The sequence below is a fragment of the Streptomyces sp. NPDC001401 genome (assembly GCF_042895385.1).
GTDB lineage: Bacteria > Actinomycetota > Actinomycetes > Streptomycetales > Streptomycetaceae > Streptomyces.
In genome coordinates this window covers 370511-396936 of sequence record NZ_JBIAWI010000009.1, presented here as the reverse complement: position 1 = coordinate 396936, position 26426 = coordinate 370511, and the positions used below count along the sequence as shown (strand labels likewise).

At 69.7% G+C, this 26426-nt stretch carries 24 protein-coding genes and 2 pseudogenes; 14 read left to right on the top strand and 12 right to left on the bottom strand.

All coding sequences use genetic code 11. The features are described from left to right. Positions 1-122: 122 nt before the first annotated feature. The 7 genes and pseudogenes from ACFY10_RS29405 to ACFY10_RS29375 all read right to left on the bottom strand — a co-directional run bounded on the left by ACFY10_RS29405 (position 123) and on the right by ACFY10_RS29375 (position 7172). Complete coding sequence (locus ACFY10_RS29405; RefSeq protein WP_390668213.1) at positions 123-1295, bottom strand: thiolase family protein; 1173 nt, start codon at positions 1293-1295, stop codon at positions 123-125. A 56-nt stretch (positions 1296-1351) separates the two neighbouring features. Next, complete coding sequence (locus tag ACFY10_RS29400) at positions 1352-2029, bottom strand: 3-oxoacid CoA-transferase subunit B (protein ID WP_390668212.1); 678 nt, start codon at positions 2027-2029, stop codon at positions 1352-1354. 98 nt (positions 2030-2127) lie between these two features. Continuing rightward, a pseudogene (locus ACFY10_RS29395) lies at positions 2128-2784 on the bottom strand (3-oxoacid CoA-transferase subunit A); the annotation flags it as partial. Positions 2785-3625: 841 nt separating this feature from the next. Then, positions 3626-4252: a CGNR zinc finger domain-containing protein gene (locus ACFY10_RS29390; RefSeq protein WP_390668211.1), complete on the bottom strand. Its 627-nt coding sequence runs from the start codon at positions 4250-4252 to the stop codon at positions 3626-3628. A gap of 122 nt (positions 4253-4374) precedes the next feature. Beyond that, complete coding sequence (locus ACFY10_RS29385) at positions 4375-5163, bottom strand: enoyl-CoA hydratase/isomerase family protein (protein ID WP_390668210.1); 789 nt, start codon at positions 5161-5163, stop codon at positions 4375-4377. A gap of 69 nt (positions 5164-5232) precedes the next feature. After that, positions 5233-6453 (bottom strand): alpha/beta fold hydrolase, encoded by a 1221-nt coding sequence (locus ACFY10_RS29380; protein ID WP_390668209.1) that lies wholly within the window; start codon positions 6451-6453, stop codon positions 5233-5235. Then, the gene (locus ACFY10_RS29375; RefSeq protein WP_390668208.1) at positions 6450-7172 is read right to left on the bottom strand and encodes a flavin reductase family protein; all 723 of its coding nucleotides are present in this window, start codon (positions 7170-7172) and stop codon (positions 6450-6452) included. Before ACFY10_RS29375 ends, ACFY10_RS29380 begins: the two co-directional genes overlap by 4 nt. A gap of 303 nt (positions 7173-7475) precedes the next feature. On the opposite strand from ACFY10_RS29375, the gene ACFY10_RS29370 reads away from it, so the two are divergent. From ACFY10_RS29370 to ACFY10_RS29360, 3 genes are all read left to right on the top strand, one after another. Next, positions 7476-8342, top strand: coding sequence for an alpha/beta hydrolase (locus tag ACFY10_RS29370; protein ID WP_390668207.1), 867 nt, complete (start codon positions 7476-7478; stop codon positions 8340-8342). Next, entirely contained in the window at positions 8335-9231 is an 897-nt protein-coding gene (locus tag ACFY10_RS29365; protein WP_390668206.1) for an alpha/beta hydrolase, read from the top strand. The genes ACFY10_RS29370 and ACFY10_RS29365 overlap by 8 nt, the downstream gene beginning before the upstream one ends. Before the next feature lie 277 nt (positions 9232-9508). Next, positions 9509-10360 carry an MBL fold metallo-hydrolase gene (locus ACFY10_RS29360; protein ID WP_390668205.1) on the top strand — a complete coding sequence of 284 codons (852 nt, stop codon included), beginning with the start codon at positions 9509-9511 and terminating at the stop codon, positions 10358-10360. Positions 10361-12176: 1816 nt separating this feature from the next. Here the strand turns inward: ACFY10_RS29360 and ACFY10_RS29355 are convergent. Then, the gene (locus ACFY10_RS29355; RefSeq protein WP_390668204.1) at positions 12177-12875 is read right to left on the bottom strand and encodes a dienelactone hydrolase family protein; all 699 of its coding nucleotides are present in this window, start codon (positions 12873-12875) and stop codon (positions 12177-12179) included. 206 nt (positions 12876-13081) lie between these two features. Here ACFY10_RS29355 and ACFY10_RS29350 point away from each other — a divergent pair, with 206 nt between their 5' ends. Next, positions 13082-13810: an FAD binding domain-containing protein gene (locus ACFY10_RS29350; RefSeq protein WP_390668203.1), complete on the top strand. Its 729-nt coding sequence runs from the start codon at positions 13082-13084 to the stop codon at positions 13808-13810. Positions 13811-14071: 261 nt separating this feature from the next. On the opposite strand, the gene ACFY10_RS29345 is transcribed toward ACFY10_RS29350, so the two are convergent. Next, the gene (locus tag ACFY10_RS29345; protein ID WP_390668202.1) at positions 14072-15025 is read right to left on the bottom strand and encodes an alpha/beta fold hydrolase; all 954 of its coding nucleotides are present in this window, start codon (positions 15023-15025) and stop codon (positions 14072-14074) included. Between the two features lie 133 nt (positions 15026-15158). Between ACFY10_RS29345 and ACFY10_RS29340 the strand changes: the two genes are divergently transcribed. The 3 genes from ACFY10_RS29340 to ACFY10_RS29330 all read left to right on the top strand — a co-directional run bounded on the left by ACFY10_RS29340 (position 15159) and on the right by ACFY10_RS29330 (position 16373). Continuing rightward, positions 15159-15770 carry a TetR/AcrR family transcriptional regulator gene (locus ACFY10_RS29340; RefSeq protein WP_390668201.1) on the top strand — a complete coding sequence of 204 codons (612 nt, stop codon included), beginning with the start codon at positions 15159-15161 and terminating at the stop codon, positions 15768-15770. Between the two features lie 54 nt (positions 15771-15824). Then, positions 15825-16001 (top strand): hypothetical protein, encoded by a 177-nt coding sequence (locus tag ACFY10_RS29335; RefSeq protein ID WP_390668200.1) that lies wholly within the window; start codon positions 15825-15827, stop codon positions 15999-16001. A gap of 207 nt (positions 16002-16208) precedes the next feature. Beyond that, positions 16209-16373, top strand: coding sequence for a hypothetical protein (locus ACFY10_RS29330; protein WP_390668199.1), 165 nt, complete (start codon positions 16209-16211; stop codon positions 16371-16373). Between the two features lie 86 nt (positions 16374-16459). Here the strand turns inward: ACFY10_RS29330 and ACFY10_RS29325 are convergent, their stop codons facing one another. Further along, on the bottom strand, positions 16460-17383 hold the full coding sequence (locus tag ACFY10_RS29325) for an SDR family NAD(P)-dependent oxidoreductase (RefSeq protein WP_390668198.1): 924 nt from the start codon (positions 17381-17383) through the stop codon (positions 16460-16462). Positions 17384-17532: 149 nt separating this feature from the next. Between ACFY10_RS29325 and ACFY10_RS29320 the strand changes: the two are divergent. Next, positions 17533-18396 (top strand): annotated as a pseudogene (locus ACFY10_RS29320) (helix-turn-helix transcriptional regulator). 4 nt (positions 18397-18400) lie between these two features. Here the strand turns inward: ACFY10_RS29320 and ACFY10_RS29315 are convergent. Continuing rightward, positions 18401-19141 (bottom strand): GntR family transcriptional regulator, encoded by a 741-nt coding sequence (locus tag ACFY10_RS29315; RefSeq protein WP_390668197.1) that lies wholly within the window; start codon positions 19139-19141, stop codon positions 18401-18403. A 224-nt stretch (positions 19142-19365) separates the two neighbouring features. On the opposite strand from ACFY10_RS29315, the gene ACFY10_RS29310 reads away from it, so the two are divergent. The 6 genes from ACFY10_RS29310 (at position 19366) to ACFY10_RS29285 (ending at position 25418) form a co-directional block, all read left to right on the top strand. Continuing rightward, entirely contained in the window at positions 19366-20517 is a 1152-nt protein-coding gene (locus tag ACFY10_RS29310) for an ABC transporter substrate-binding protein (protein ID WP_390668196.1), read from the top strand. After that, entirely contained in the window at positions 20514-21410 is an 897-nt protein-coding gene (locus ACFY10_RS29305; RefSeq protein WP_390668195.1) for an ABC transporter permease, read from the top strand. The genes ACFY10_RS29310 and ACFY10_RS29305 overlap by 4 nt, the downstream gene beginning before the upstream one ends. After that, positions 21398-22210, top strand: coding sequence for an ABC transporter permease (locus tag ACFY10_RS29300; protein WP_390668194.1), 813 nt, complete (start codon positions 21398-21400; stop codon positions 22208-22210). Before ACFY10_RS29305 ends, ACFY10_RS29300 begins: the two co-directional genes overlap by 13 nt. A gap of 2 nt (positions 22211-22212) precedes the next feature. Then, entirely contained in the window at positions 22213-23289 is a 1077-nt protein-coding gene (locus tag ACFY10_RS29295) for an ABC transporter ATP-binding protein (RefSeq protein ID WP_390668193.1), read from the top strand. A gap of 61 nt (positions 23290-23350) precedes the next feature. Beyond that, complete coding sequence (locus ACFY10_RS29290; RefSeq protein WP_390668192.1) at positions 23351-24817, top strand: HAD-IA family hydrolase; 1467 nt, start codon at positions 23351-23353, stop codon at positions 24815-24817. A 133-nt stretch (positions 24818-24950) separates the two neighbouring features. Next, positions 24951-25418 (top strand): hypothetical protein, encoded by a 468-nt coding sequence (locus ACFY10_RS29285; RefSeq protein WP_390668191.1) that lies wholly within the window; start codon positions 24951-24953, stop codon positions 25416-25418. Between the two features lie 2 nt (positions 25419-25420). On the opposite strand, the gene ACFY10_RS29280 is transcribed toward ACFY10_RS29285, so the two are convergent. Further along, positions 25421-26416, bottom strand: a complete 996-nt coding sequence (locus tag ACFY10_RS29280) for an MASE1 domain-containing protein (RefSeq protein ID WP_390668190.1) — start codon at positions 26414-26416, stop codon at positions 25421-25423. Between the last annotated feature and the right edge of the window lie 10 nt (positions 26417-26426).

Sequence of the window (26426 nt, the reverse complement as noted above, 5' to 3'; positions counted from 1 at the left end):
GGCGAAAGCGGTCGCCTCGGCCAGCAGGCACGCGGCGGCGGTATCGGCGTCGCCGCCAGCTGAAGGATCCCGCTGCACACAGTGGGCGTAAACCCCGCCGTTGTCCGTTGTGGTGTGCCCGGTCATGCTTCGAGCACTACTGCGAGTCCCTGGCCGACGCCGATGCAGATGGCGGCGACGCCGATACCGCCGCCGCGTGCGGTAAGTGCGTGTGCGAGGTGTCCGACGATGCGTCCTCCGGAGGCGCCGAGGGGGTGGCCGATGGCGATGGCGCCGCCGTCGACGTTCACCTTCTGGGGATCGAGTTCGGGCCAGAGCCGCATGCAGGCGATGCTCTGGGCGGCGTATGCCTCGTTGAGTTCGACGAGGTCGACGTCCGACCAGGTTCTGCCGGCGCGGGCGAGGGCGCGGTTGGCTGCCTCCACCGGGGCGATGCCGAAGACGTCCGGGTCGTTGCCGGCCACTCCTCGTCCGGTGATGCGGGCCAGGGGTTGTGCTCCGGGCAGTGCGTTCTCGGCTCCGAGCAGTACTGCGGAGGCACCGTCGTTGAGGGGAGAGGAGTTGCCCGCTGTGACGCTTCCGTTCGCGAGGAATGCCGGCTTGAGCGCGGCAAGGGCGGCCATGCTCGTGTCGTCGCGGATGCCCTCGTCGCGGTCGAGGTGGACACCGGGCATGCTGATGATCTCTGCCGCGTAAGCGCCGTCGGCGAATGCGCGTGCCGCGTTCTGATGGCTGCGCAGGGAGAAGGCGTCCTGCTCCTCGCGTGAGATGGCGAAGCGTTCCGCGAGGATCTCGGCTGTCTGTCCCAGGGGGATGGTCCACTGCTCGGGCATGCGGGGGTTCACGAGCCGCCATCCCAGGGTTGTGGAGATCATGGTCGCGTTGCCTGCCGGGTAGGCTCGGTCCGGCTTGGGCACGACCCACGGTGCGCGGCTCATCGACTCGACGCCGCCGGCGAGCACGAGCGTTGCGTCACCTGCTTCGATGGCGCGGCTGCCCTGGATGACTGTCTCGACTCCGGAGCCGCACAGGCGGTTGACGGTCACGCCGGGCGTGCTGGTGGGGAACCCTGCCAGCAGTGCGCCCATTCGGGCCACATTGCGATTGTCCTCGCCGGCGCCGTTGGCGTTGCCGAACACGATGTCGTCGATCCGCTCCGGGTCCAGGTCCGGCTGCCGCTCGACGAGGGCGCTCATGACATGTGCGGCGAGGTCGTCCGGGCGTACGCCCGCCAGTGCTTTGCCGTACTTTCCGAAAGGGGTTCGTAGCGCGTCGTATACGAAGCTAGCGGTCATGACCTCGTCCGTTTTCGTTCATGGTCGTCGAGTGGCGGAATTGTGCTGGCGCCTTGTCAGGAACGGCCGGCAAGGGGGACGGCTCGTCCATCCCCGAGGTGCAGGCCGGTGGCCGAGGCGAGCGCGTCGATCGTGGCGGTGCCGAACAACTCGCGCACCGCAAAGCCGGCGGGGGTGATGTCGAATACCGCGTGGTTGGTGTAGACGCGGGTGACGCAGCCCACGCCGGTGAGGGGGTAGGTGCACTGTGTGACGAGTTTTGGTGTGCCGTCCCGGGTGAGCAGATCGGTCATCACCCACACCGACTTGGCACCGATCGCCAGGTCCATCGCCCCGCCGACCGCGGGTATGGCGTCGGCAGCGCCGGTGTGCCAGTTGGCCAGGTCGCCGTGCTCGGATATCTGGAACGCCCCGAGCACGCAGATGTCCAGGTGACCTCCGCGCATCATGGCGAACGAGTCGGCGTGGTGGAAATAGGAGGCTCCGGGCCGCTCGGTCACCGGCTGCTTCCCCGCGTTGATGAGATCTGGATCGATGTGGCCCGGCACTGGTGCGGGCCCCATCGCCAGCATGCCGTTCTCGGTGTGCAGGACGACTTCCACATCTTCGGGGATGGCATCGGCCACGAGTGTCGGCGCGCCGATCCCCAGGTTCACGACGGAGCCCTCGGGAATGTCGAGCGCGATGCGGGCGGCGAGTTCGCGGCGGGAAAGGCCGGAGCTGAGAACGGTCATCGGTTTTCGTCCCGTGATTCGATGGTGCTCGGGTTCGGGTTGCCCTCCGCGTCCGCGGCGCCGACGAATGCACCCTCACGCAGCCATGTCCGCTCTCCGACACCGACCACCCGATCGACGAAGATCCCCGGCGTGACAACGGTCTCGGGATCGATCGCGCCCAACTCCACGACGCGGTCCACCTGTACGACGGTGCTCTGCGCGGCGGCAGCCATGATCGGCCCGAAGTTCCGCGCGGTCTTGCGGTACACCACGTTGCCCCAGCGGTCGGCCAGATGGCCGCTCACCAGCGCATAGTCAGCCTGCAGAGGGTGTTCCAGCACGTGGTCGCGCCCGTCGATGACCCGATGCTCCTTGCCGGCGGCCAGCGGGGTGCCGAAGCCCGTGGGAGTGAAGAACGCGCCGATTCCCGCGCCTGCGGCTCGGATGCGTTCCGCCAGTGTCCCCTGCGGGGCGAGTTCGAGCTCGATCTTCCCCGCCCGGTAGAGGCGGTCGAAGACATAGGAGTCGCTCTGACGCGGGAACGAGCAGATGATCTTGCGGACGCGGCCTGCTGCGAGCAGAGCGGCCAGGCCCGTGTTTCCGTTGCCTGCGTTGTTGTTGATGACCACGAGTTCGCGGGCGCCCTGCTCGAGAAGGGCGTCGATCAACTCCACGGGCTGACCGGCTCTGCCGAAACCACCGATCATGATCGTTGCCCCGTCCTCGATGCCAGCCACGGCCTCGGCGACACTCGGACAGACCTTCGAGATCAAGTGACATCACCCTTTCGCGAAGCGGCCTCAACGCCGCTCTGCTGGCGGTAACAGTACATCGGGAGAGGCGATTCGTACATAGCCCAAACACTAATGGCTATGTACAAGACGGTGGGCCATCCGGCGGGCGGCAGCGGGGCGTGCCTCATGTGCCCAGAGGAAGTGTCCACAGGAGGAGTCCGGCCGCCGGACCGCGAGCTGCGAGGAGCCGCCGGACGCCGTGGAAGGATTCGACGGCCGTGACCGCCGTGGGTTGCCGAGGACAGCGCCGAACTGGCGGAGGCTCGTTGATCGCCGAGCCGAGCGCGAACGGCGCAGGCAGCGACTGGGCGGCGGCTCCGGACTGGGCGGGCAGGGTGGACCCGTACCGAGCCCGGTCGGCAGCACGGTGGGCATGGGTACGAGGGCGGTCGCCGCCCATGGAACCCTGGGTGCCGATGGCAACCTGCCGCCGGCCGACGGGAATTCCGGCAGGAGCGGGGCTGGTGACGTAGGCGAGACCAGGGCGGCGAAGGCCGCCTGCAGAGCCCGCCCCGCGATCAGCGACGCCCGCGTTCGACGCGAGGACGCACGGGGCACAAGCTGGAGACGGCCTGCGTGACGAAGCGGCGGCCGACGAGCATCCCGGGAACTCCGCCGGGCAGATCACACCGTACGGCGGGTTGCCCAGCGTGCCGCGGCGGGAGGCGTCAGCCACGCTTCGGGTCGGTTGCCTCGGTCGCTGCCGGACGGGCGGTGGCGGGCGTCACCGTCCCGCCGGGCTGACTCGGTCTTTGTGACTGAGCATCTTCGGCAGCGCCCGCACCGCGCGCGACGGCGTCCGCTCGCGGATGCCGTCGCATCACCGCGCCGAGGAGCGCCCGCGTTCCTTCAGACGGGCCCGATAGGCCCGTACGTTCTGGGTGTTCCCGCAGGTGGTGACGTCGTGCCAGAGACGCGAGCAGTTCTTGGAGCGGTCGTAGAACGCGCCGCGACAGCGAGGGTTCGCACACACCTTCAGTCGCCGCATCGTGTCGGCATAGGTGGCGGCGGCCAGTTGGATCATGACGTACGAGCGGAGAAGTTCGACGCCCTTGCCGCGAGCGTGCAGCCGCGCGCCTCCGGCGTCCAGACTGACGGCTGCCGTCGTCTCGATCGACGGTGCGGCGACGGCGGCGGAAGGTTCGTCGGCATGCCTGGTGGCCAGCGCGGCACGGAGGTCGTCGCGCAGCGATTGGAGGCGACCGAGGCCCCGTGCATCAAGGGGGCATGGAGCGGAAGGAGCGCTGGAGTCGATACTGCTCAGCGTTGCGAGGGAGGACCGGAGCCACTGCTCCGCCATATCGACGGACTCCAGGAGGTCAGGCTGGCGTGGCTTGCCCAGGCTCGCTGTGTTCAAGAGGTCCTGTACGAATCCCAGCCCGCCTGGGGCGTTGTGTTCGACTTCCTCATAGCGAGCCGAGGCCGGCCATTGGACCGCCGCACTCATCGTGTCCTCCTGGTGCCGTCAGGGTTCTTGCATGGCCCCTGTAAGAGCCTATCGCTTTCACCTGTGACCCATGGCCAGACCGCATGAGCGGGGCCGCCTGCAGGACGGCCCCGCGAGAGGACCTATTCCCCGGTGAAGTCGACAGTGGGTCGGGGCCGTCCTGCCTTGTAGGCCGCCACGGCCGACGTGAGAGCGACAGCCACATCCTTGGACTCGAACAGGGGGATGGCGATGTCGAACATCGAGTCGTCGGCGGCCTTCACGCCACCGGCTTCCCACACCCGCAGCAGCGCCTTGTGCGCGGCGTGCGCCCGGGTGGGCCCTGCGGCCACCTTGCGGGCGAACGCCCGAGCGGCCTCGATGACTTCGGCATCGGGCAGGATGTGGTTGACGACTCCGGCCTGCGCCATCGTGGCAGCGGGAACCTGTTCCGAGGTCAGTGCCCATTCGTAGGCCCTGGCACGGCCCGCACGAGCGGCCGATCGGTAGATGCCGCCAAGCAGGGTGACGATGCCCAGCGTCTGCTCGGGGTGCCCGAACCGGGCGCCCTCGCCGGCGAAGATCACGTCGGAGCGCAGGGCGAGTTCGAAGCCCCCGCCGAAGCACAGGCCGTTCACCGCTGCGACCACTGGCACGGGAATCTGCTCGAAGCGGTTGAAGGCGAACATGTACCGCTCGAACAGCATCCGCAACTGCCGCACGTCGAGGTCGGGCCACGTGACGATGTCCCCGCCGAAGCAGAAGTCAGGCCCTTCGGCCCGCAGCAGGATCGCCCGCGCCCCCGATGACTCCGCCTTCTCGACCGCTGCGAGCAGTTCCTCGGCCATCTGTTCGTCGATACGGTTCTGCGGCGGGTTCTCCAGGACGATCTCGGCGACGTGGTCGTTGATGTCGAAACCAAGATGGCTCATCGGTCTTCCATTTCTTTCCTGCAGGCACGGTTGCTGAAGGTGGCCGCGCGGGACAGTCGGGGAACTGGGCTATGCGCCCGGAGCGGGCTGCGGGTCACCCGCATAGAAGTGATCGGGCGGGACGATGCCGACCAGCCGGTCGCGGACCGTGGCGGAGAATCGCAGGACTGCTCCGAGCGGACGATGGTGGATCGCCGCCCGGACGACATCGCCCTCTGCGTTCTTCTCCAGAAGAGTGACGCCGGAGAACTCCACTCCGCCGAACGCCGTCGCCTTCCACTGCAGGTAGGTCGTGGTCGCGTCGGAGGCCTCGGCCGTGAACTCCAGCGACTCGTAGATCGTGCTCGCAGCCGCGAGAGCAGAGGCGACGAGTGCCCGACCGGCGATCGGCCGGGCAAGAATGCTGGCCTCCAGCACGACGTCCTCGGCGAAGCCCTGGGCGAAGGTGTTTTCGGAATGCTCCGAGAAGCCGCTGCGCCAGCCCGAAGCCGCATCGCCGGCATTCAAGTTCTGGAGGAAGCCAAGGACTTCGCGGGCCAGGGCGTGGGGGTACTCCACGTGCAGCCAGTGCCCACCGCCGGGAACCGTCGCCTGACGCGCAGCAGGGAAACGAGGCGCGATGGCGCCGGTGACAACTTCCTCGGTGACGAAGCCGTCGCTGTCGCCGCGGACAATGAGGACGGGGCCCAAGTACGCGCTCTGTTCCGGTGCCTCCTCGATACCGTTGTTCCAGATGTCGACGTACCGTGCGACCACGGGCGGGGCAACCAGCAGGCCGCTGCGGCCCAGCGCATCCAGTGCCTCCTTGCCGAGCGCCGGCGAGAGCTGGGTGCGAACGGCACGCTGGGCCTCCGCGTTCCCGCCGAGTGCCCGGAACGGCACGACGGCTTCCTCGGACAGACGGGTACCCCCGAGCGGGACCGGCGTGAGCAGAACCAGTCCGGCGACGCGCCCGGGCCGGGCGGCGGCCGCGAGTTCGGCAACCTGGGAGCCCATGCTCTGGCCCACCACAACGACGGGTCCCTTGATGTCGTCGACGACGGATGCGACCTCGTCGGCGAACAGGGCCAGGCTCAGCTTCTCCGTGTCCTCGGCAAAGGACGCACGGGTCCCGGAACCCGGAAGATCGATACGCGCCGTCGCCACGGCACCCTTCAAGGCTTCGACGAAGCCGTCCCAGACCGTGGCATCGTCCAGGAAGCCGTGGACGAGCAGCAGTGTCGGCGCCTGCGGGAGCGCCTCGCCACCACCGGTACCGGCCGGGTCGGTGCGAGCAAGGTCTCTGGTCATTTCGGTTCCGTCCTCGTTGATCCGGAAGGCGACCATTCCGCCGTGTCGATGGGTGAGAAGTCAGTCGGACGTTCATCGAGCCGCGGGCTGCGCGTCACGCGCAGACGCTCGACGAGCTCCTCGGGAAGGGGGGTGGTGAAGATGTTGTCGACGAGCGAGTACTCGGCGGCCAGACGCCCGACGGCCCCCAGGGCACCGATGTCGATGCGCCCGCCGGGCAGGTAGAGGTCGTCGCGCACGTGGAAGCGCTCCACGCGCCCCCAGACCACGTGGTCCGGCATCGGGGGCATGGGGATGATCCGGTCGACCACGCACTCCATGGAAACAGGGGCGTCGGCGATCCGGGGCGCCGCTACGACCTCGCACTCGCCCTTCTCCAGGCCGAGTGCCTCGAATTCGTCGACCTCCGGGTCGAACTCGAAGGCGGAGCGGTGCACCTCGTCGGCATGGCCGATCGACGCCATGTTCACCACGAACTCACCGGTGTCCCGGATGTTGACGAACGTGTCCTTCAGGGTGACCTCGTCGGAGCGGGGCTGAAGGGAGATCGACACGATCGGGGGAAGGCGGCCGACGACGGTGAAGAAGGACACCGGGGCCACGTTGCCGATGCCCGCGGTCGACCGGGTGCTGACCCAGGCGATCGCGCGCGGCAGAACGCTGCCGATGAGAAGTTTGTAGCTCGACCTGGCGTCGAGCGATGCCGTATCGATGATCATTTGCACTCTCCGTTGAACGCCTCATCCGAAGGCTGCCGGTCTCGGCCTGCTCTCGGCGCCCGCGACGATGGCCGGCTCGATTCCCCGTCGGTACCGGGTGCGGACAGCCCCGGGGAAGCGCGGGGCGAGAGGGACGACCTCTGATGTGTACAGGAGCGTAGCGCCTACACTTGTGACAACGCCAGGTGTGCGCCACCGGAAATACCTGCCGGTACTCCGGAGAGGGAAGGTCGCTTCAACACATTCGAAATGACAGAGCCATACCGTTGTCACCTATGTACCCAGCTGTTAGGGTCCGCCGCTATGAAAGCAACAACGCTTCCAGGTCTCACCGGGGAACCGGCACTGGAGATGCTCCACGCCGCACCAGTGAGACCCGCGGCGCCCGGAACACCCCAGTTGCTGTTCGTGCACGGTCTGGGCTACGCCGCCTGGGTCTGGGAGGACTGGATGGCCGCGGCGGCCGCGGCCGGACACGACAGCTGGGCGGTCTCTTTGCGCGGCCACGGTGGCAGCGGCGGCACCGCTGCCCGCTCCGCGCTGAGCGACTACGAGGCCGACGTCGTCCGCGCCGCACGCTCGCTCCCGGGGCCCGTCGTGCTGATCGGGCACTCCATGGGCGCGCTCGTCGTCCAACGCGCGGCCGCGGCGGCGAACGCCGCTGCCATGATCCTGGTCGCTCCGCTGCCCCCACGGCCCGCGGTGCACACGATTCTGGCGGTACTGCGCCGGCAGCCGTTGGAAGTGCCGCGCTACATAGCCGGCAGGCCGATCAAGCTCGGTCCCCACATCCTCTACGCCCACCCGGACGACCCGGCGACGGCCGAGGCGAGCAAGCGTGTGACCCCCGACTCCCCGCTCGTCCAGTACCAGTTCCTCTTCCACCGGCCGACGCGCGTGCCGCCGCTGCCGATCCTGGTACTCGCCGCCGCGAAGGACCGGCTCGTGCCCCTCGTCTCCGTACGGGCCACTGCGCGGCGCTACGGGGCGCGACTCCGGAAAATCGCCGGCGTCGGACACACCATGATGCTCGACCCGGAATGGTCCGAGGGCTGGAAGCAGATCGAGTCCTGGCTCGCCGACGGCCCCCCGACGGCAGCCCACCCCACCGGCCCGCCACCCACCCGGCGCGGCAGGAGTGTTAGTACGGAAAAGAGGAACCATGGTTGACAGGCGAGACGTGGCCTTCACCGCCGACGGTGGAGTGACCCTGCGCGGCTGGTACTTCGTGCCCGAAGGCGAAGGCCCGCATCCGGCCATCTCCATGGCTCACGGCTACGCGGGCGTCAAGGAGCACTCCCTGGAGGGCTTCGCCCGGCGGTTCGCCGAGGCGGGCTTCGCCGTACTCCTCCACGACCACCGCACGTTCGGCGCCAGCGACGGCGAGCCACGTCAGGACGTCAATCCGTGGGTGCAGGCCGAGGACTGGCGTCGAGCGATCTCATTCCTGGAGGCGCAGCCCGAGGTTGATCCGGACCGGCTCGGCGTCTGGGGAAGCAGTTACGCCGGTGGGCACGCCATCGTGCTCGGTGCCACGGACCGGCGCCTGAAGGCCGTCGTCGCGCAGGTTCCGAACATCAGCGGCTACCGGCAGGGGCTTCGGCGGGTGCCTCCGCATCTGGTTCCCGCCCTTGAGGAGGGATTCGCGGAGGAGGAACGCAGCGCCGCCCGCGGGGAACCGCTCCAGTACCAGCAGATCGTCAGCAGCGATCCGGCGGTCCGCGCGTCCTACTACTCCGGCGACGCGGTCGACTTCTATCTCCAGGAGCTGCCGGAGGGAGTCTGGGAGAACCGGGTGACCGTACGGTCCACGCGTATGGCGCGCATGTACGAGCCTGGGTCGTTCATCCGCAGGGTGTCCCCCACGCCTTTGCTGATGATCGTTGCCGAGGACGATTACCTGACGGTGACCGACGTCGCCCTCGAGGCCTACGAGGACGCCCTCGAACCCAAGAAGCTGATCCTCATCCCCGGTGGCCACTTCGACCCGTACCTCGCCCAGTTCGAGCGCGCCTGCTCGGAAGCACTCGACTGGTTCCGGAAGTTTCTGCAGGCATAGAACGAGTGCACCCGCGAGGGAATCGGCCGGGTCAGCATCCGGCCTGATGGATGATCAGACCAGCTCGTCGGTGAACTCCTCGTCGTTCAAGTGACGGCAGGATCTTGGAAGAGGGACCCCACCGTTGCCCCCGCCTGGCGAGCCAGGCACCCGGCTGGGTGGCGTCCGGACCCGGTATTCCGGGCGAGCTGGAGCAGTTCACGGAAGGTGCGCCCCAACACGGCCGCCTCGACCGCGGGGCACGGGCCCCATGACGACTAAACGACAGGAGTCGGCCTTGGCCGGTAAGAAGGACCTTCGATACGCGGTCCACATCTCACCCTCGATCCCCACTGAGATCAGTGATCTGCCGCCCGGTGTGGAGCGGCGGATGTGGTCGCCCATCTCCTCGACGCTCGTCTACGGCGAGCGGGACGCGGTACTCGTCGACCCGGTCATGACGGTCCAGCAAGCCGTCGCGCTCGCCGAATGGGTGGAAGCGTACGACCGGAATCTGACGACGGTCTACGTCACCCACGGGCATGGAGATCATTGGTTCGGGCTGGCGACCCTCCTCGAGCGCTTCCCGAACGCCCGAGCGGTCGCCACGCCGGCGGTCGTCGAGCACATGGCGAAGCAGATGGAGCCGAGCTTCGTCGAGAGCTTCTGGAACGCGAGGTTCCCGGGCCAGATCCCGGACCGCCTCGTGGCAGCCGACCCGATGGAGGACCAGGTGCTCGAACTCGAGGGCCGAGAGTTGACGGTCGTGCCGCTCGGTCACACCGACACCGACGACACGACCGCGCTGCACGTCCCGTCCATCGGGCTCGTGGTCGCCGGGGATGCCGCCTACAACGACGTGCACCTCTATCTCGCCGAGTCGCCGAGCGAGGGCCGCAAGGCGTGGAAGGAGGCGCTAGGCGTGATTGCCGGCCTCGGAGCCGACCATGTCGTGGCGGGGCACAAGCGTCCCGGCCGGCCTGACTCCCCGGACATCCTCGCCGAGACCCGCGCCTACATCGATGACTTCGAGGACTGCGTCGCGCGCACCGCCTCCACTGAGGAGCTCTACCAAGCGATGCTGGAGATCCATCCGGACCGGGTCAATCCGGGCGCCCTGTGGGGCTCGGCCCGTTCGGTGAAGGGCTGACGCGACACGCCTTCTTCGGCCCCGTGCCACTGTGGCCTGCACCATGCGTCCGGCTGACAGCCGATCACCGACCCGTGGTACGCGCAAGGCCGCGCTGTTCAGGCGGTCGCCCCTTCCGGAGGCCCCACGACGGCTGGCCAGGCGAAGTCCGCCGCCCTCGAAGACCGGCCAGCGGGCGAGCCATGGCAAGGCGGTCTGCTGTGCGGGTGAGGGCGGTGTAGGAGCGTCGTCGCCACTGCCACGAGCCTTGGGAAATCTTCATGCCCGACTCTGCCCATGCCGCCCGACACCACCGACTGCTCGACCGGATCGAACATGCGGCGGAGCAGGCCTGACTGGAGTCGTCGGAAGGGGCTTCGCCACGCGGCGGGCACTCGCGGCAGCGCCGCCCCCGGCGTTGACTATTTGCGGGCAGGCGCCGCGGAGTCCTGAGCTCCTGGAACGCTCAGGAGCGCACGAATGGCGTCACTCGCGGCGGTCAGGATGCCGTTCGCCTCGTACCGCGAGGTGAGTTCGGTCGACCGACCCCGCTCAGCCGCCTCCACGGTGTCCCAAGCGAGGGTCGCCCCGCTGAAGCGGGCTTCCAGGCTGCCCCGTTCGCCGCGGGCGCACGGGCGTCCGTCACCCCGCGCGGGGGACCTCACCGTCACCGACGACATCAGTGTCGACCTGGACACAGAAGATGTGAACTCCCTCAACTGCCCAGCCATGGGCGGGACTTACTTGAGCACCACTCAAGGGCCCTCACGGAGGTCCATGAACTCGTTGAGGTACCGAGATTTCCAGTTCGGCGTCGGTGGCGGCGAGCCGACCGAGGCTGTGCTGATGTCGGCGCCGAGGAATGGCAGTTCCGGGGCGTACCGGCTGAAGCGAGAGCGCCAGCTGCCTCGCAAGGCGGCCGGGCAGCCAGCTACGCCACCCGCCTACCACCCGTCTCCTGGATAGCCCTTGCCGCCCGGCAGGTCGGTCTCGGCCAGGAACCGCCAATCCCGCGCCGTCGCACATCAGCCGTCCCGCCTGAAGACATGTCCGCAGGACATGATCACAAAAGGCGTGCACCACCACCAGCGAAGAATCCGCTGGTGAGCCCCCCGCGCCTGGCAGCCGACCACAGCCACTCAGCGCCCCTTCAGCGGCTCATCGGACCGACGGCTCGTGGCGCTGCCCCCGTACACGAGGCGAACCAGCACGTGACCTCACACCACCCTGACCAGCGGCGACACGCTCAACAGCCTAAAAGGGTGCGGATTCGACCCGGATTCGACCCGCGAACCCCAGACTCCAAAACGATCAGTAGTTGACCTGCAGCAATGCTGAATCTTGCCGCTGTACCGAGCATCGATCGACAGACGGGTATCACATTTGCAATTAAGCAGACATGTTTGGGCGAATAACGCTACGCAGTGAGTAGTCGCACTCACCGTCGCCCTCTCCGGCTAACCCAAGCGCGAACCGAACAGCAGCACCACCCGGGCCACCTACTCTGGCGACTAGGGGCTGACAGAACAGGGCTCTGACCAGCCTCTTTACAGAAGTCCTTCCGCCTGGCAGATGCCGCCTTGCCGAGCCGATACAAGCCTCACGACCCTGATTCCAACCACGGCACGCGGGGCGACGGCGCCCCGCCGACAGGGACGGGAACCCCCATGCCTCACATGACCGCCTTCGCCAGGAACCAGTGGTTCTTGGCAGGAGCGGTAAGTCCGCCAGGGCTGCTGGACGTACAGCCTCCGTCCGAAGCGTCGGCCGGCCCGATCTGTGGCGGCTTCGGCTGCCCGGGCTCCGTCGGCCGGGCAAGGGGCTTCTTCCGGTCCGGCTAAAGGTCGATCGCGCCGTCCGCCGCGCAAGCCTGCGCGGCCAATCCCTCCGCGCCCGGATCCGGCTGCAGTATCTGGGCGACGATCTCGGCCGTGGCCCGGTGCCAGTCACCGCTGCGACGGAGCATCGCGTGGTCTGCGCCCCTGACCACGACCATGCCTGCCCGGGCCCCGGCCTCCCGGGCCCTGCGCACGTAGTCCGCCGATTCGGCGGGTGGCGTCACGCGGTCGCGGTCACCGTGCAGGACGACCAGCTGCACGCCGTCGAGGTGACGGGCGGAGTCCTCCGGCGGGCACCACGGGGCCAGCGCCAGCACGCCGCGCACCAGCGGGTGCGACGCGGCCCGCAGGGCCGCCCGGGCTCCCATCGAGTGTCCTACGAGGACGGTGGGCACGGTGCCCGCCAGCCGCTGAAGTTCGTCGAGCGCACGCAGAGCGTCGCGCGCGGGATCGCCGTCGTTCCAGCCCTGGTATCGGTAGCGGACCTGGCCGAGCAGGGCGTTCCGGGGCGCGGCCGACGCCGCTGCCCGTAGTACCGGGTGCATACGGAGCGCGGCCGGCTGCCAGGGGCGCGCCGTGCGACGGCTCAGCTCGCGGCCGCCATGGAGCGTCACGATCGCCGCGGCCGCGGTATCGGCCGGTGTGTGCCGCACGATCAGCGCAGACCAGTTCCGCTGCACGTCCCCACCATTGCTCACCGCTACGGCACCCCTCCACTCGGGACTGCCCATCCTCCCCCAGGAGATCCGACGCTGTGGCGGGGAGGGGCGCACGCAGTACAGCAGTGAGCCCTGTACGCGCCTCCACACGCGTGAGGAAAATGCGCCATGTCAGCGGTCTCGTGGCCGAGGCAACGTGCACCTCGGCTCGAATGCTCCAACTCGTCGAGAAAGCAGGTCGGCCCGTGCTGCTACGTCTGCCCGAGTCCGTGTCCGAAGCGCAGGAATGCATCGCTGAGGGAGCGGTGCCCATCGGCGGGGCGACGCTGGTCTGGGCCGGTTGGCAGCGCGACGGATTCCCCGAGCAGGCCATGTCGCTGCGCAACCTGCCGGAGGCCAATGTGATCGCGCGCGGGGCGCTGGGCTCCGCCGTGGTGCTGAACCGGATCGACGAACGGGTGCCCGAGGTCCTCCACCAGGCGGCCGCCACGGTAGGGACCGGAGCCGTGCGGCGCACGGCCACCGTGGGTGGCAACCTGGTCGGCAGCACGCTGCGTTGCCTGCTGCCGGCGGCGCTTGTGCTGGATGCCCGGGCGACGGTTCTCGACCGGGACGGGGTCTACGAGACCGACCTCGCCGAAGTCATGGCCAAGCACCACCTCCTGCTCAGCCTGCACTGGCGTGAACCGCTCGCCAGCAGCTACCGCAAGCTGCCGGGTGAGGCGGGCGGACCGCCACCGTTCGTCGTCGCCGCCGCGGTGCACACCGACGACGACGGACTCGAGCGCCTGCAGGTGGCTGTGCGCGACGGCTACGAAGTGCTCGCCGGCAGCGCTCGTTGTGGCGCCGGGGCCGAAGAGGCCATCGACGGCCTTCGTGATTCGGCCATCGGCACGCTGTGCTCCGCGGGTCGGGACGCGGTGCGCCAACACGTCACGGATCTGTTGGCCCGTCCGGGCGGGGGCGTTCGTTGAGGCAGTGACGCGGCGGCCGACTGCGCTGGCGTACGACGACGGAGGCGTAGAGGTGGCCGGCGGTGCATGGAGCTGCCGTCCACGGCACGGCAGAGGTCGAACGGTGGGTCGGATCAGTGCCACAGATGCCTGGCGCCCACCTTCGGACTCCTGCGGGCGACGCGCTTGTTGGGGATGGCGAAGAGAACCCTCGCCAGGCCTCCGCGCAGTCACTTTCGGACTGCCGCAGCCCCGGCACCCCGTACTCGCCCCGGCCGCCTCTCACACACCTTGGCCGGTTTGCGGTGACCGCTTGAGGAACGTCATCAGGGCCGTCAGCATCTCGTCGGGGGTCTCCTCGGCCGGGTAGTGCCCGCAGCCGGGAATGACCAGGCTCTCCACGTCGTCGGCGGCAAGCCGCATCGTCGCGCCGACCCGTTCGCCCAGGTTCTCTGCTCCGCCGATCGCCAGGACGGGCAGATCCAGCCGCCGGGTCCGGCGCCGCTCGTTCTGCGGGATGGTCACGTCGAGCGCACGGTAGAACGCGAAGCTCGACCGCAGGGCGGCAGGGTCCTCGGCGAGGGTGTCGACGTAGTGCCGGACGGCGTGGTCGGGCAGCGGTTTCGCGGCCTTGCTGGCGAACTGTCCGCCGAAGTAGAGGTGTTCACGGCCCCTGACCAGCTGTTCATTGAGCTCGGGGAGCCGATTGAAGGCGAAGTGCCAGAGTTTCTCATTCGCCTCGGCGGTACCGAGCAGCGGGGTCGACGGGGACAGTCCCGGGATGGCGGCCTCGGCGACCGCGAGGCGGGCGACGCGCTCCGGGTGGTCGACCGCCAGGGCGTAGCCGACCCACATGCCCACGTCATGTCCGGCCACCGAGAACCGCTCGTGCCCGAGCTCGGCCATCAACGCCACCGCGTCGCGGGCGAGCGTGCCGGTGTCGTACCCCTCGAGGGGCTTGTCGGACAGCCCCACGCCCCGTGAATCGATGGCGACGACCCTGAAGTGCCGGGCCAGCCCGGGCATCACGAGGCGCCAGGCGTACCACGTCTGGGGCCAGCCCGCGAGAAGTAGCAGCGCCGGTCCTTCCCCGCCGGTGACAGCGTGCAGGCGGACATCTCCCGTGTCGACGTAGCGACTTGTGAAGGTGCGGGCGAAGCCGTCCGGGAGGTGCGGCGCGCGGGAGACGGAACCCCGGCCTTCGGGAACGGACGGACCGACTGGGGACGGACTCACCATCATCCTCTTTTCGTGGGAACGACGGACCGCCACGCTAGCCATCTTGGATCGATCAGTCAAAGATACTTGGACCGATCGATCCAAGAAGCGTTAGGCTCGCGGCGACAGCACGGAACGAGAGGTGAGCGGCATGTCCGGCCGAAAGCAGTTCGATGTCACGACAGCCCTGGACCGGGCCATGCGCGTGTTTTGGCAGCACGGATACGCAGGGGCCTCGCTCGACGCCCTCGGCTCCGCCACCGGCCTCGGCCGCGGATCGCTGTACGGCGCCTTCGGCAACAAGGACGCGCTCTTCCGCCAGTGCCTCGACCGCTACGCCTCGATCTACGGAGCGCGGCACGAGGAGGCGCTCGCGGCGCACCCCGGCGACCCGGTGCGCGCCGTGGAGGCCTTCTTCGACGCCACCCTGGCCCGCATCTCCGATCCGGCGGTTCCGGACGGCTGCCTCATCGCCCAGTCCGCCGTCCAGTCGCCGACGCTGAAGGAGGAGAACGGCGCCCATGTGCGCGCCCTGGTCGACGCTCAGCGCGGACGGGTGCGCGGGGCGCTGGACGGCGCCCCGGCCGACCCCCGCGTACTCGACGAACTCGCTCTGTACGTCGTCGCCGTCAACCAGTCGCTCGCCGTACTGAGCCGGGCCGGCACGCCGGAGGAGGAGCTTCGCATCGTGATCCGGCTGGCGTGCGGCACATTGGCGGACAGCCTCGCCCACGCAGCCTCAGAAGCCCCCGCCCACAGCTGACGGTCCAAGACGAGGACAACGCGCGCCGTCATACCGTGAGGCATACATCTCGGGGTGATCGTGGCAATTCTCTACTGCCTGCAGTTCAGCGGGGAGTTGAGCGACTCCGAGGTCGAGCGCATCGCGGGCATGATCCTGGAACGGCCCTTCCACGACCTCGCCGTCGAGGAGCAGTACGCCGGCATTGAAGCCGCCCTGGCGGCGGAGGCCTGGGAAGACGACCTGTCCTGACAGCCGCATGGCGAGCCGTTGATCCGGGACTTCCTGCAGCGCGTGTTTGAGGCGCCTGGACGAGCAGCAGCCGTGGCAGGAACCGCCCTTCGGTACAAGAGTGGAGTGCTGCCCCGGGGCCAGGGCCCATGCAAGGCAGAACAGACGGGTTGCGCTCTGGACCGTCCGGCGAGTTGTCGATCGGGCCGACGCATGCGCTCGTCGCCGGTGAGGGTCTGGGTCGAGTCGCCGCGCCGGCGCGACCGGCTGTACCTCTCCGGCTGGTACGTCGGCGGGGTCGACGCTTTCGGCCTGGCCGGTCGCCGTGAAGTCGTCGCACGGGTGACGTCGCTGCTGCGGTGCACCGCCGGCTTCCGCACGGCCGAGCGCTGATCGTCTCGTCCGCGGACGGACTGCTCCCGCGCCGGGAGCCCGACGCAGGCTGGTCACGTGGGTGGAGCTCGGGCCCAGTCCGGCGCTCAGGCGGTGTGCGCGGCGGTCAACCGTTCCGCGGCGTCCCAGAGTTCGCGTTCGCGGCGGGGGTCGTAGGACTCCGCGGAGGAGCGGGCCACGTGTGCGCGGTCGACGTAGCAGCCGGTCGGTGCCACGGTCGTGCCGACGGCGAGGTCGGCGAGGTGGCGGCCCGCCGCCGTGCGGCTGGTGGCGAAGGGGGTGAGGATCATCGCCGGCAGGATGCGGTGCATGGCGAACCGGGAGACAGAGCCGGCGTTGCGGGCGAGGTCGGTGCCGGGGACGAAGCCGGGATTGTAGGCGATGACATCGATACCGGTCGGCAGGCGGCGGGCGTGCTCGTGGACGAGGTGGATGGCGGCCAGTTTGCTCGTCGAGTAGGCGGTGCGGCCGGCGGTCGTGGTGTGCAGCTCGGGGAAGGCGGCCGGGCGGGCGAGGACGTCCGGGGAGCGCCAGGCGGGGCCGGGGACCATGCCCAGGTTGTGCCTCAGGTCGCCGAAGTGCGTGTCGCTGACGGTGATCACGATCCGGGCGGGGCGGACGAAGTGGGCCTGCAGGCGGCGGACGAACAGGTGGTTGGCGAGTACGTTGACGGCGAAGGTGGTCTCGAAGCCCTCGGGGCCCTCGATGAGCGCGTTCGTGCACTGCACGCCCGCGTTGCCCACGAAGCCGTGCAGGGGCGGCAGTTCGCCGTGTTCGAGACGTTCGCGGATCTCGTCGGCCGCCGACCGTACGCTTTCGAGTGAGCCGAGGTCGGCCGTGACGTACGAGACCCTGTGTCCGCCCGTGCCGAGGTCTGCGGCCGGCCCGGCGCCGGAGGAGCCGCGGGCCACGACGAGGAGATGGGTGTCCGGTGACTCGCGCAGGATGCGCTGCGCTGCAGCGCGGCCGATCCCCCGGCTCGCGCCCGTCATCACGATCGTGGACGGCATGAAGGGCTCCTTCGACGGTTGTTCGCTGAGCGCCTCCAGCGGCGCATCACCCACGCTCACCGCTGCCGCGCCCGCCAAACAGTGCCGTCCGCGTCGGTAGGACCGGCAGTACCCAGGCTGCTGTCGCCGCCAGCGGCGACAATGGCCGTATGGCCACCTCCCGATCTGATTTCGGCTCGCTCCTGCACGCCTGGCGCGACCGTCTCTCCCCCGGGGACGCCGGTTTCCCCGAGACGGTCGGCCGACGCGCGCCCGGGCTGCGTCGTGAGGAGCTTGCTCAACTGGCCGGTCTGTCCGTCGACTACGTCCTGCGTCTGGAGCAGGGGCGGGCCCGCCATCCCTCGGCCCAGGTCGTCGGTGCCCTCGCGCGGGCCCTGCAGCTGTCCCGGGCCGAGCGCGACGAGCTCTACCGGAGCGCGAGGCTGCTGCCGCCCCAGGACGAGACGATCAACGCCCATGTGCCGCCCGGCATCCAACGACTGACCGCACGCCTCGGAGACGTCCCGATCGGCGTGTTCGCAGCCGACTGGAGTCTGGTGTGGTGGAACGCCATGTGGAGCGCCCTGCAGGGCGATCCCACCACGTTGCCCGTGTACGAACGCAACCTCGCCCGCGCCGTCTTCGGCGACGGGCCCGCCAGTGCGGCAGTGCGCCCCTTCCACTCCGAGCGCGGCGGCGACACCTTCGCCGCATCGATCGTCGCCGACCTCAGGCACGCCGCGTCCCGCTACCCCACCGACACCCAACTCGCGTATCTCGTACAGGACTTGCGGGCGACCTCCCCCGCCTTCGCCCAGCTCTGAGCCACGGCGAGTGCGGCTCAGCACACCACCGACCGCAAGACCGTCCGACATCCGGAGGTCGGCGACATCCTCCTCGACTGCGACGTCCTGATCGTGCCGGGCGCGGATCTGCGCGTGGTCACCTACACCGCGGCAGCCGGCACCAGCGACGCGGCCAAGCTGGACCTCCTGCGCGTCACCGGCAGCCAGGCGGCCCCCACGCTGCCCTGATGCCTCAATCCGCCGTCTTGCGGGCCAGCGCGTTGTTGTCTATCGAGTTGTGCACGCTGAAGCTGACGGCGTCCGAGCGGTAGCGGTCGTCCGACCACTCCACCGGGCGTCCCTCGCGGGTGGTCGTGATGCGGCGGACTCGCAGAAGGGGGCTGGTGCGGCGGATGCCGAGGAGTTCGGCGTCCTGGGCGCTCGCCGCGACCGCGTCGATGACGTGCTCTCCGTAGGCGAAGACCAGGCCCGTGCTGTCGTACAGCCGCTGGGTGACGGACGGGGCGTCGGATTCGATCTCCTCGACGGCGGGTGAGATCCAGTCGGCGTACACGGTGCGCTCGACGAGGACCGGTTCGCCGTCCAGGCCGCGGACCCGCAGGACGTGCAACACCCGTGCACCCTCCCGGAGTTGGAGACGGGTGGCGTCCTGCGCGGTGGCGGGCAGGTACTCCTGGGCCACGACCCGGCCGGTGGCCTCGCGGCCCATGGCGCGGGCCCATTGGGCGAAGCTGCGCAGTTCGGCGAAGCTCTGGCTGCGGCGGCTGGCCAGAACGACCCGGCGGGCGCCCTGGCGGGAGCCGATCAGGCCCTCGGCGGTGAGCGCGGCGACGGCCTGGCGGACGGTGCCGCGCGAGACGCCGTAGTGGGCGGCGAGTTCCGTCTCGGCGGGCAGCCTGCTGCCGACCGTGTACTCCTCACGGTCGATCGCCCGCCGCAGCTCGTCGGCGATCTCCTCGTGTCGTGTCGCCACCGTTTCCCTCCGAGTCTGCTGCTGTGCACAGCGTGACCAGCGTAATCGAGGCCGGCAGGTGATCGCGCTTACCCCGAACTATGCAGGGAATGGGAGGTCACAATTTCGCCACTGTTTACGAAGAGGTCACCACGGGCGGCCTTACTGGGGCCAACTTGTTCAGACAAGTTCTCAGCCTTGTGCGTCCTTGTGCGTCCTCCCCTGCGCCCCCTTCTGGAGTCACCGTGTCCCAGCCGAGAACAGCCGCCCTGGCCGGCTCCCTCGCCGTCGTCGCCGCACTCGCCCTCAGTGCCTGCGGCGCCGCTCCCGACAACGCGTCGACGACCGCCGACGGCAAGAACGCGGCCACCGCCACCTCGGCCGCCGACTTCGGCGGCCTCGACGCCCTGGTGAAGGCCGCCAAGAAGGAGGGCACGCTGCACGCCATCGCGCTGCCCCGCGACTGGGCCAACTACGGCGCCCTGATCGACGGCTTCACGAAGAAGTACGGCATCAAGATCACGGTGGAGAGCCCGGACGGCACCAGTCAGGACGAGATCAACGCCGTGACCTCGCGCAAGGGCCAGGACCGTGCCCCGGACGTCCTCGACCTCGGCAGCTCCTTCGCGCTCAGCGCCGCCCAGCAGGGCCTGCTCGCGCCGTACAAGGTGGCCTCGTACGCCGACCTCCCCGCCGGGCAGAAGGACCCGCAGGCGCGCTGGTACAACGACTACGGCGGCTACATCTCCATCGGCTGCGACGCCAAGCGCGTCAAGACCTGTCCGACGACCTTCGCGGACCTGCTCAAGCCGCAGTACAAGGGCCAGGTGGCGCTCAACGGCAACCCCACCAAGTCCGGTTCGGCCTTCGGCGGCGTGTACGCGGCCGCGCTCGCGAGCGGCGGCTCCTTCGACAGCATCCAGCCCGGCCTGGACTTCTTCGCCAAGCTGAAGAAGAACGGCAACTACACGCCCGTCGAGTCGACTCCGGCGACCGTCGAGAAGGGCGAGACGCCGATCAGCATCGACTGGGACTACCTGAACGCCGGTTACGCCGACGAGTTCAAGTCCAAGGGCGTCGACTGGAAGGTGTCGGTGCCGTCCGACGGTCAGTTCTCGCAGTACTACTCCCAGGCCATCAACAAGGACGCCCCCCACCCGGCGGCCGCCCGCCTGTGGCAGGAGTATCTCTACAGCACCGAGGGCCAGAACCTGTGGCTCAAGGGCTACGCCCGTCCGGCGCTGATGACCGCCATGGAGAAGGCCGGCACCCTCGACAAGACCGCCGCCGCCAAGCTCCCGAAGGTCTCCGGTACGCCGTCCTTCCCGACCGAGGCCCAGCAGAGCAAGGCCAAGACGGTCATCGCGCAGGGCTGGTCGAAGGCCGTCGCCGGATGACCACCGCTCTGACGCGTGTGGACGTGGCGCCCGTCGCTTCTGCGAAGCGGCGGCGCCGCGCCCCCGGCTGGCTCGCCGTCGTCCCGCTGCTGGTGTTCACCGCGATCGCCTTCGGTATCCCCGCCGTGGCCATGATGAACGGCGCCTTCACCGTCAAGGACCAGGCCACCGGCGCGACCTCCTACACGACGGCCAACCTGACGATGTCCCTGCAAGGGGCTTACCTGACCGCGCTGCTCGGCAGCGTCAAGCTGTCCGCCGTCTCCGCCGCCCTCGGCGTCGCGCTCGGACTGCCGCTTGCGCAGGCCGTCGTGACCTCGCGCTTCCGCGCGCTGCGCGAGGCCGTGCTGACCGCCTCCGGCGTCCTCGCCAACTTCGGCGGCGTCCCGCTGGCCTTCGCCTTCGTCGCCACGCTCGGCAACTCCGGCGTGCTGACCACGCACCTGGGCCTGACGGACAAGGGCTGGGACCTCTACAGCTTCTGGGGACTGGTCATCGTCTACCTGTACTTCCTCATCCCGCTGATGGTTCTCACCATCACGCCCGCCCTGGAAGGCCTGCGCGTCCAGTGGCGCGAGGCCGCGCAGAACAACGGCGCCACGAGCCTGCAGTACTGGCTGCACGTCGCCCTGCCCGTGCTCGCGCCGTCCCTGCTCGGCGGTCTGGTGCTGCTCTTCGGCAGCGCGTTCGCCGCGTACGCCACCGCCGCGGCAATGGTGGGCAGCGCGGTCCCGCTGGTCACCCTCCAGATCGCCGATGCCCTCGGCGGCAATGTGCTGGTCGGCCAGGAGAACGTGGCGCTCGCCCTCAGCCTCGACATGGTCCTGGTCGCGGGCCTGGTCATGGCCGTGTACCTGCCCCTGCAACGACGGAGCGCGCGATGGCTCGCCTGAACCTGTGGCGGTGGGCCGTATTCGGCCTGGCCGCGCTGTACTTCCTGGTGCCGCTGGCCGCGTCCGTGGTCTTCACCGTCGATGTGCCGGGGGGCGTCTCCTTCGACGCCTACACGAAGATATTCTCCGCCGACGGCTTCGTCTCCAGCCTGCTGCTCTCTCTGGAGCTGGCCGCCGCCACCATCGCCGTCGTCCTGCTGCTGATGGTGCCCGCCATGGTCGCGCTGCGGCTGGGCGCGCCGCGGCTCAGGCCGGTCGTGGAGGTGGTGTGCTCGCTGCCGCTGGTCGTCCCGCCGATCGCGTTCGTCGCCGGGATGTCCACGGTCCTCAAGTGGGGCCCCGAGTACCTCTCCCGCACACCACTGTTCCAGACGATCGTTGCGATCCAGAACCCGAGCTTCCCGTTCGTGCTCGTGCTCGCGTACGTCGTGATGGCGCTGCCGTTCGTGTACCGGGCTCTGGACTCCGGGCTGCGCGCGATCGACGTGCCCACCCTCGTCGAGGCCGCCCGCAGCTGTGGTGCGAACTGGCTGCAGGCGCTGGTGCGGGCCGTGCTGCCCAATCTGCGTGGGGCGCTGCTGAACGCCGCGTTCCTCACGCTGGCGCTGGTGCTCGGCGAATTCACCGTCTCCCACCTGCTGGGCTATACGCCGTTCGCGGTGTGGATCGTCAACGTCGGCGGCGAGCAGGCCCAGCTGTCCGTCGCCGTCTCCGTGCTCAGCCTGCTCGTCACATGGGCCCTGCTCCTCACGCTCGCCGGTGTCGGCGGGCGCTCCCGAACGACTTCCTCCCGGGGATGAACATGACCGCCACCACGCTTCAGAAGGCCGCTCCGGCCACCGCCGCGACCGTTGAATTCCGGGGCCTGCGCCGGGAGTTCGGACCGACCGTCGCCCTCGACGGGCTCGACCTGACCGTGCAGCCCGGCGAGTTCCTGGCGCTGCTGGGCCCGTCCGGCTGCGGCAAGACCACCGCGCTGCGCATGCTCGCCGGCTTCGAACACCCCGACTCCGGCGAGGTGTTGGTGGACGGCGAGGACGTCACCCAGGTGCCGGCCCACCGCCGGGACGCCGGGATGGTCTTTCAGTCGTACAGCCTCTTCCCGCATCTGAGCGCCCTCGACAACGTCGCCTTCGGGCTGCGGATGCGCAAGGTGGGCACGGCCGAACGCCGCTCCCGTGCGGCCGAGTTGCTGGAGCTGGTCGGTCTCGCCGACAAGGGCGGCCGGTTCCCGCACCAGCTCTCCGGCGGCCAGCAGCAGCGCATCGCTCTCGCCCGCGCCCTCGCGCTGCGGCCCCGCGTCCTGCTGCTGGACGAACCGCTGTCCGCGCTCGACGCCAAGGTGCGGCTCACGCTGCGCGAGGAGATCCGGCGGCTGCAGCAGGAACTCGGCATCACCACCCTGTTCGTGACGCACGATCAGGAAGAGGCCCTGTCCGTGGCCGACCGGGTCGCCGTGATGCGGGCCGGCCGGCTCGAACAGTGCGCCGAACCGGCCGAGTTGTACGGGCGTCCGGCCACCGCCTTCGTCGCCGAGTTCGTCGGCACGATGAGCCGGATTCCCGGGCGGCTGTCCGGCACGACCGTGGACGTCCTCGGCCTGCGGCTGCCCGCCGAGGGGACCCTCCCCGCGGCGGCGGAGGTGGACGTGCTGGTGCGGCCCGAGGCCGTGCACGTCACCGCGGACGCCACCGGTGACGCCCGGGTCATCGCCACCGCCTTCCTCGGCGCCGCCACCCGTATCACCGTGCGCCTGGCCGACGGCACCGAGGTGAAGGCCGATCTGCCCACCCATGAGGCCGCCGGGCTGGGAGCCGGAGCCACCGTACGGGTGTCGCTGCCCGAGCGTCCGGTGCTGGTCGCCGAACGGGTGGCGTGAGACGCCGGGCACTCGCCCGTAGGACATGCAGGAAATCTCCCCACACACGAAAGCTGAGACCGTGACCCAACCCCCGCTCCAGGCCGTCCTGTTCGACATGGACGGCACGCTCGTCGACACCGAGCGGCTGTGGTGGGAGGCGGTGCAGGACGTCGCCACGGGCCTCGGCCGGCCGCTGACTGACGCCGACCAGCCGGAGGTGCTCGGCAGGTCGGTCGAGCACACCGCCGCCTGGCTGGGCGGGCTCACCGGGACACCGGATCTCGCCGGCCGGCTGCACTCCGAGTTCAGCGACCGCGTGCGCACCGGCATCGTGCCGCGTCCCGGCGCGCTCGGCCTCCTCGACGCCCTCGCCCGCGACGGTGTGCCGACCGCCCTGGTCACGGCCTCGCCCCGCGCGGTGGCCGACAACGTCCTGGCGGTGCTCGGCGCCGACCGCTTCCGGGTCTCCGTCACCGCGGACGACACCGAGCACACCAAGCCCGCCCCCGACCCCTACCTCGCCGCCTGCCGCGCCCTCGGCGTCGACCCCGCCCGCTGCGTGGCCGTCGAGGACACCCCCACGGGGGTCGCCTCCGCGGAGGCCGCCGGGTGCGCCGTGCTGGCGGTACCGTCGCTGGCGCCGATCGAGGCGGCTCCCGGGCGGACGGTCGTGGCCAGTCTGGAAGAGGTGACCCCGCACCGGCTGCGGGCCCTGGTGGGTCCCCGGCTGCGCGTGCTGAGCTGGAATCTCTGGCACGGCGGCGCGAAGGTCGACGACCACCGTGCCAAACAGCTCAAGGTCATCCTGGACACCGAGGCCGATGTCGTGGGCCTCCAGGAGACGGCCGGCACGGCGGCCCGGGAACTCGCCGACGCGCTGGGCTGGCACCACCACCAGGCCGGCGAGAACCTCGGCATCATCAGCCGCCACCCCATCACGGCCCGCCTCGGCGACCCCGACGTCGGCTTCTACGGAGCGGCCGGCGCCCGCATCCGTATCGGCCGCGCCCACGAGGTGGACGTGTGGACGGCCCATCTCCACTACACGCCGTACGGCCCCTACGAAGCGGCCTTCGACGGGCTCGGGCCGGCCGAGCTGATCGCCCATGAAGACGTGCGTCTGGCCCAGATGCGGGAGACCCTGCGCCGGATCGCGGAGTCGGCGGACGAGACGACACCCGTGGTCCTGACCGGCGACTTCAACTGCCCCTCCCACCTGGACCGGCCCGAGGTGGCCTGGCCGGTGACCAGGGCGGCCGAGGATGCCGGCCTGCGCGACTCCTACCGCGAGGCCCATCCCGACCCGGTCCGCGCACCGGGCCACACCTGGTCCCCCGTCCACACCCGCAACGAGGACGACATCACCCGCCCGGAACCGCAGGATCGCATCGACTACGTCCTCCACAACGGCCGCGGCCTCGAAGTCGTCGACTCCCGCACCGTCGTCACCGGCGTCCCGCGCGCGTGGCCGGACGTCGCAGGCAACGACTGGCCCTCGGACCACGCGGCGGTCCTCACCACGTTCGCCCTGAACCACCGGGAGTGACCCGACGCCGACGGCCCGGCCCGAGGCGTTGCTCCGTCCGAGTGGTGTATCCCTTTCCGCGGTCGTAGCGTCGAACCGAGCCATAGCGTCGGAACGTCATAGCGTCGGTAGGAGACGGCAGCGGGGAGCGGACATGCGCAGGCACACATTGAGTACGGCGGTCACGCTCTGTTTCGCTGCCTCGCTCGCGGCAGCCGCAAGCGCCCCCTCCGAAGCCCGGCCGACGTCCCCGCCTCCCGCGCACACGGCACGGCAGCAGGCCAGGGTCCCCGTGCTCGTCGACTGTTTCTGGCACCCGGAAGTACGCCCCACCGACTTCGTGCTCGCCTGCGGTGACGGCAACAGCCGCCTGGCCTCGCTGCATTGGTCCCAGTGGGGCCCGACTTCGGCCAAGGCCGAGGGCGTCAACATCGTCAACGACTGCAAGCCCTACTGCGCGGCGGGCAAGTTCCACTCGTACCCGGTCGTCGTCCGGCTCGACCGCGCGCAGCCCTGGAAGAAGCGCCCGCACCTGCAGCACTACAGCCGGATGACCCTCGAATACCCGGCCGGCAGGCCGGACACGTTCTCGCCCACGGTGACGTATCCCCTGTGGAACTGAGGTCACCGCCGGTCGTCCGCCTCCATGGGCGGCCGGCTCTGCGGGTTCTCCCCCGCGGTGAGGTGTTCCAGGACCTCGACCAGTTCCTGGCAGGCCTGTTCCACCGACCGCCTGGTGTTCAGCTGCTCGGTGATCACCGCTGACAGGAGCAGAGCGGTCAGCGCCATCGCACCGTTGAAGGCCTGGAGCTTGATCATCACTTCGACGCCGGTCAGGCGGGCGAAGGGTCCGACCCGGTCCGTCGCCGCGGTGGTGGCCATGACGGACGCGAAGAGGGCGCACAGCATGCTGCCCGCGAGCTGGAAGCGCAGGGCCGCCCAGATCAGGAGCGGGTAGACGAGGAACAGCAGGCTCACGGAGCTGTGGGTGGCGAAGGGGACGAGGGCGCAGGCGACGAGGACGAGGCCCAGGCCCTCCTTCCACCGCAGCGCGTGGCCCCGGCGGCGCGCGCCGTACAGCACCAGCAGGACCGGGGTGACGATCAGAACGCCCATCGCATCGCCGGCCCACCAGGCCGACCAGACGAGCCAGAAGCCGTCCGCGGCGAGCTTGCCGGTGAGGACGAGCAGACCTGCACCCGCGGTCGCGCTGATCAGCGTGGCGGCCAGGGCTGCCAGGAACACCAGCGCGAAGCCGTCCCGCAACCGGCCGAGATCGGTGCGGAAGCCGGCCTTGCACAGCAGGTAGTACGCGCAGACAGGGGCGGCGGTGTTGCCGACAAGGGTGCCGATGACGGCGGGCTGGATCGGGCCGATGGACATGATGACCACGAGGGTGCCGAGTGCGATGCCGGGCCAGATGCGCACCCCGAGGAGCAGCAGACAGGCCACCGCGACGCCGGTGGGCGGCCAGATGGGGGTGACGACCGCGTGCTCGACGACGAGCTGCCGCAGGAGCCCCAGCCGCCCGGCGGCGAAGTAGCAGGCAGCGACGGCCAGCGTCTGGAGGGCCCAGACGGCCGGTCGGCGCAGATCCTGGACAGCCACCACAGCTGCCATCAGACACCGG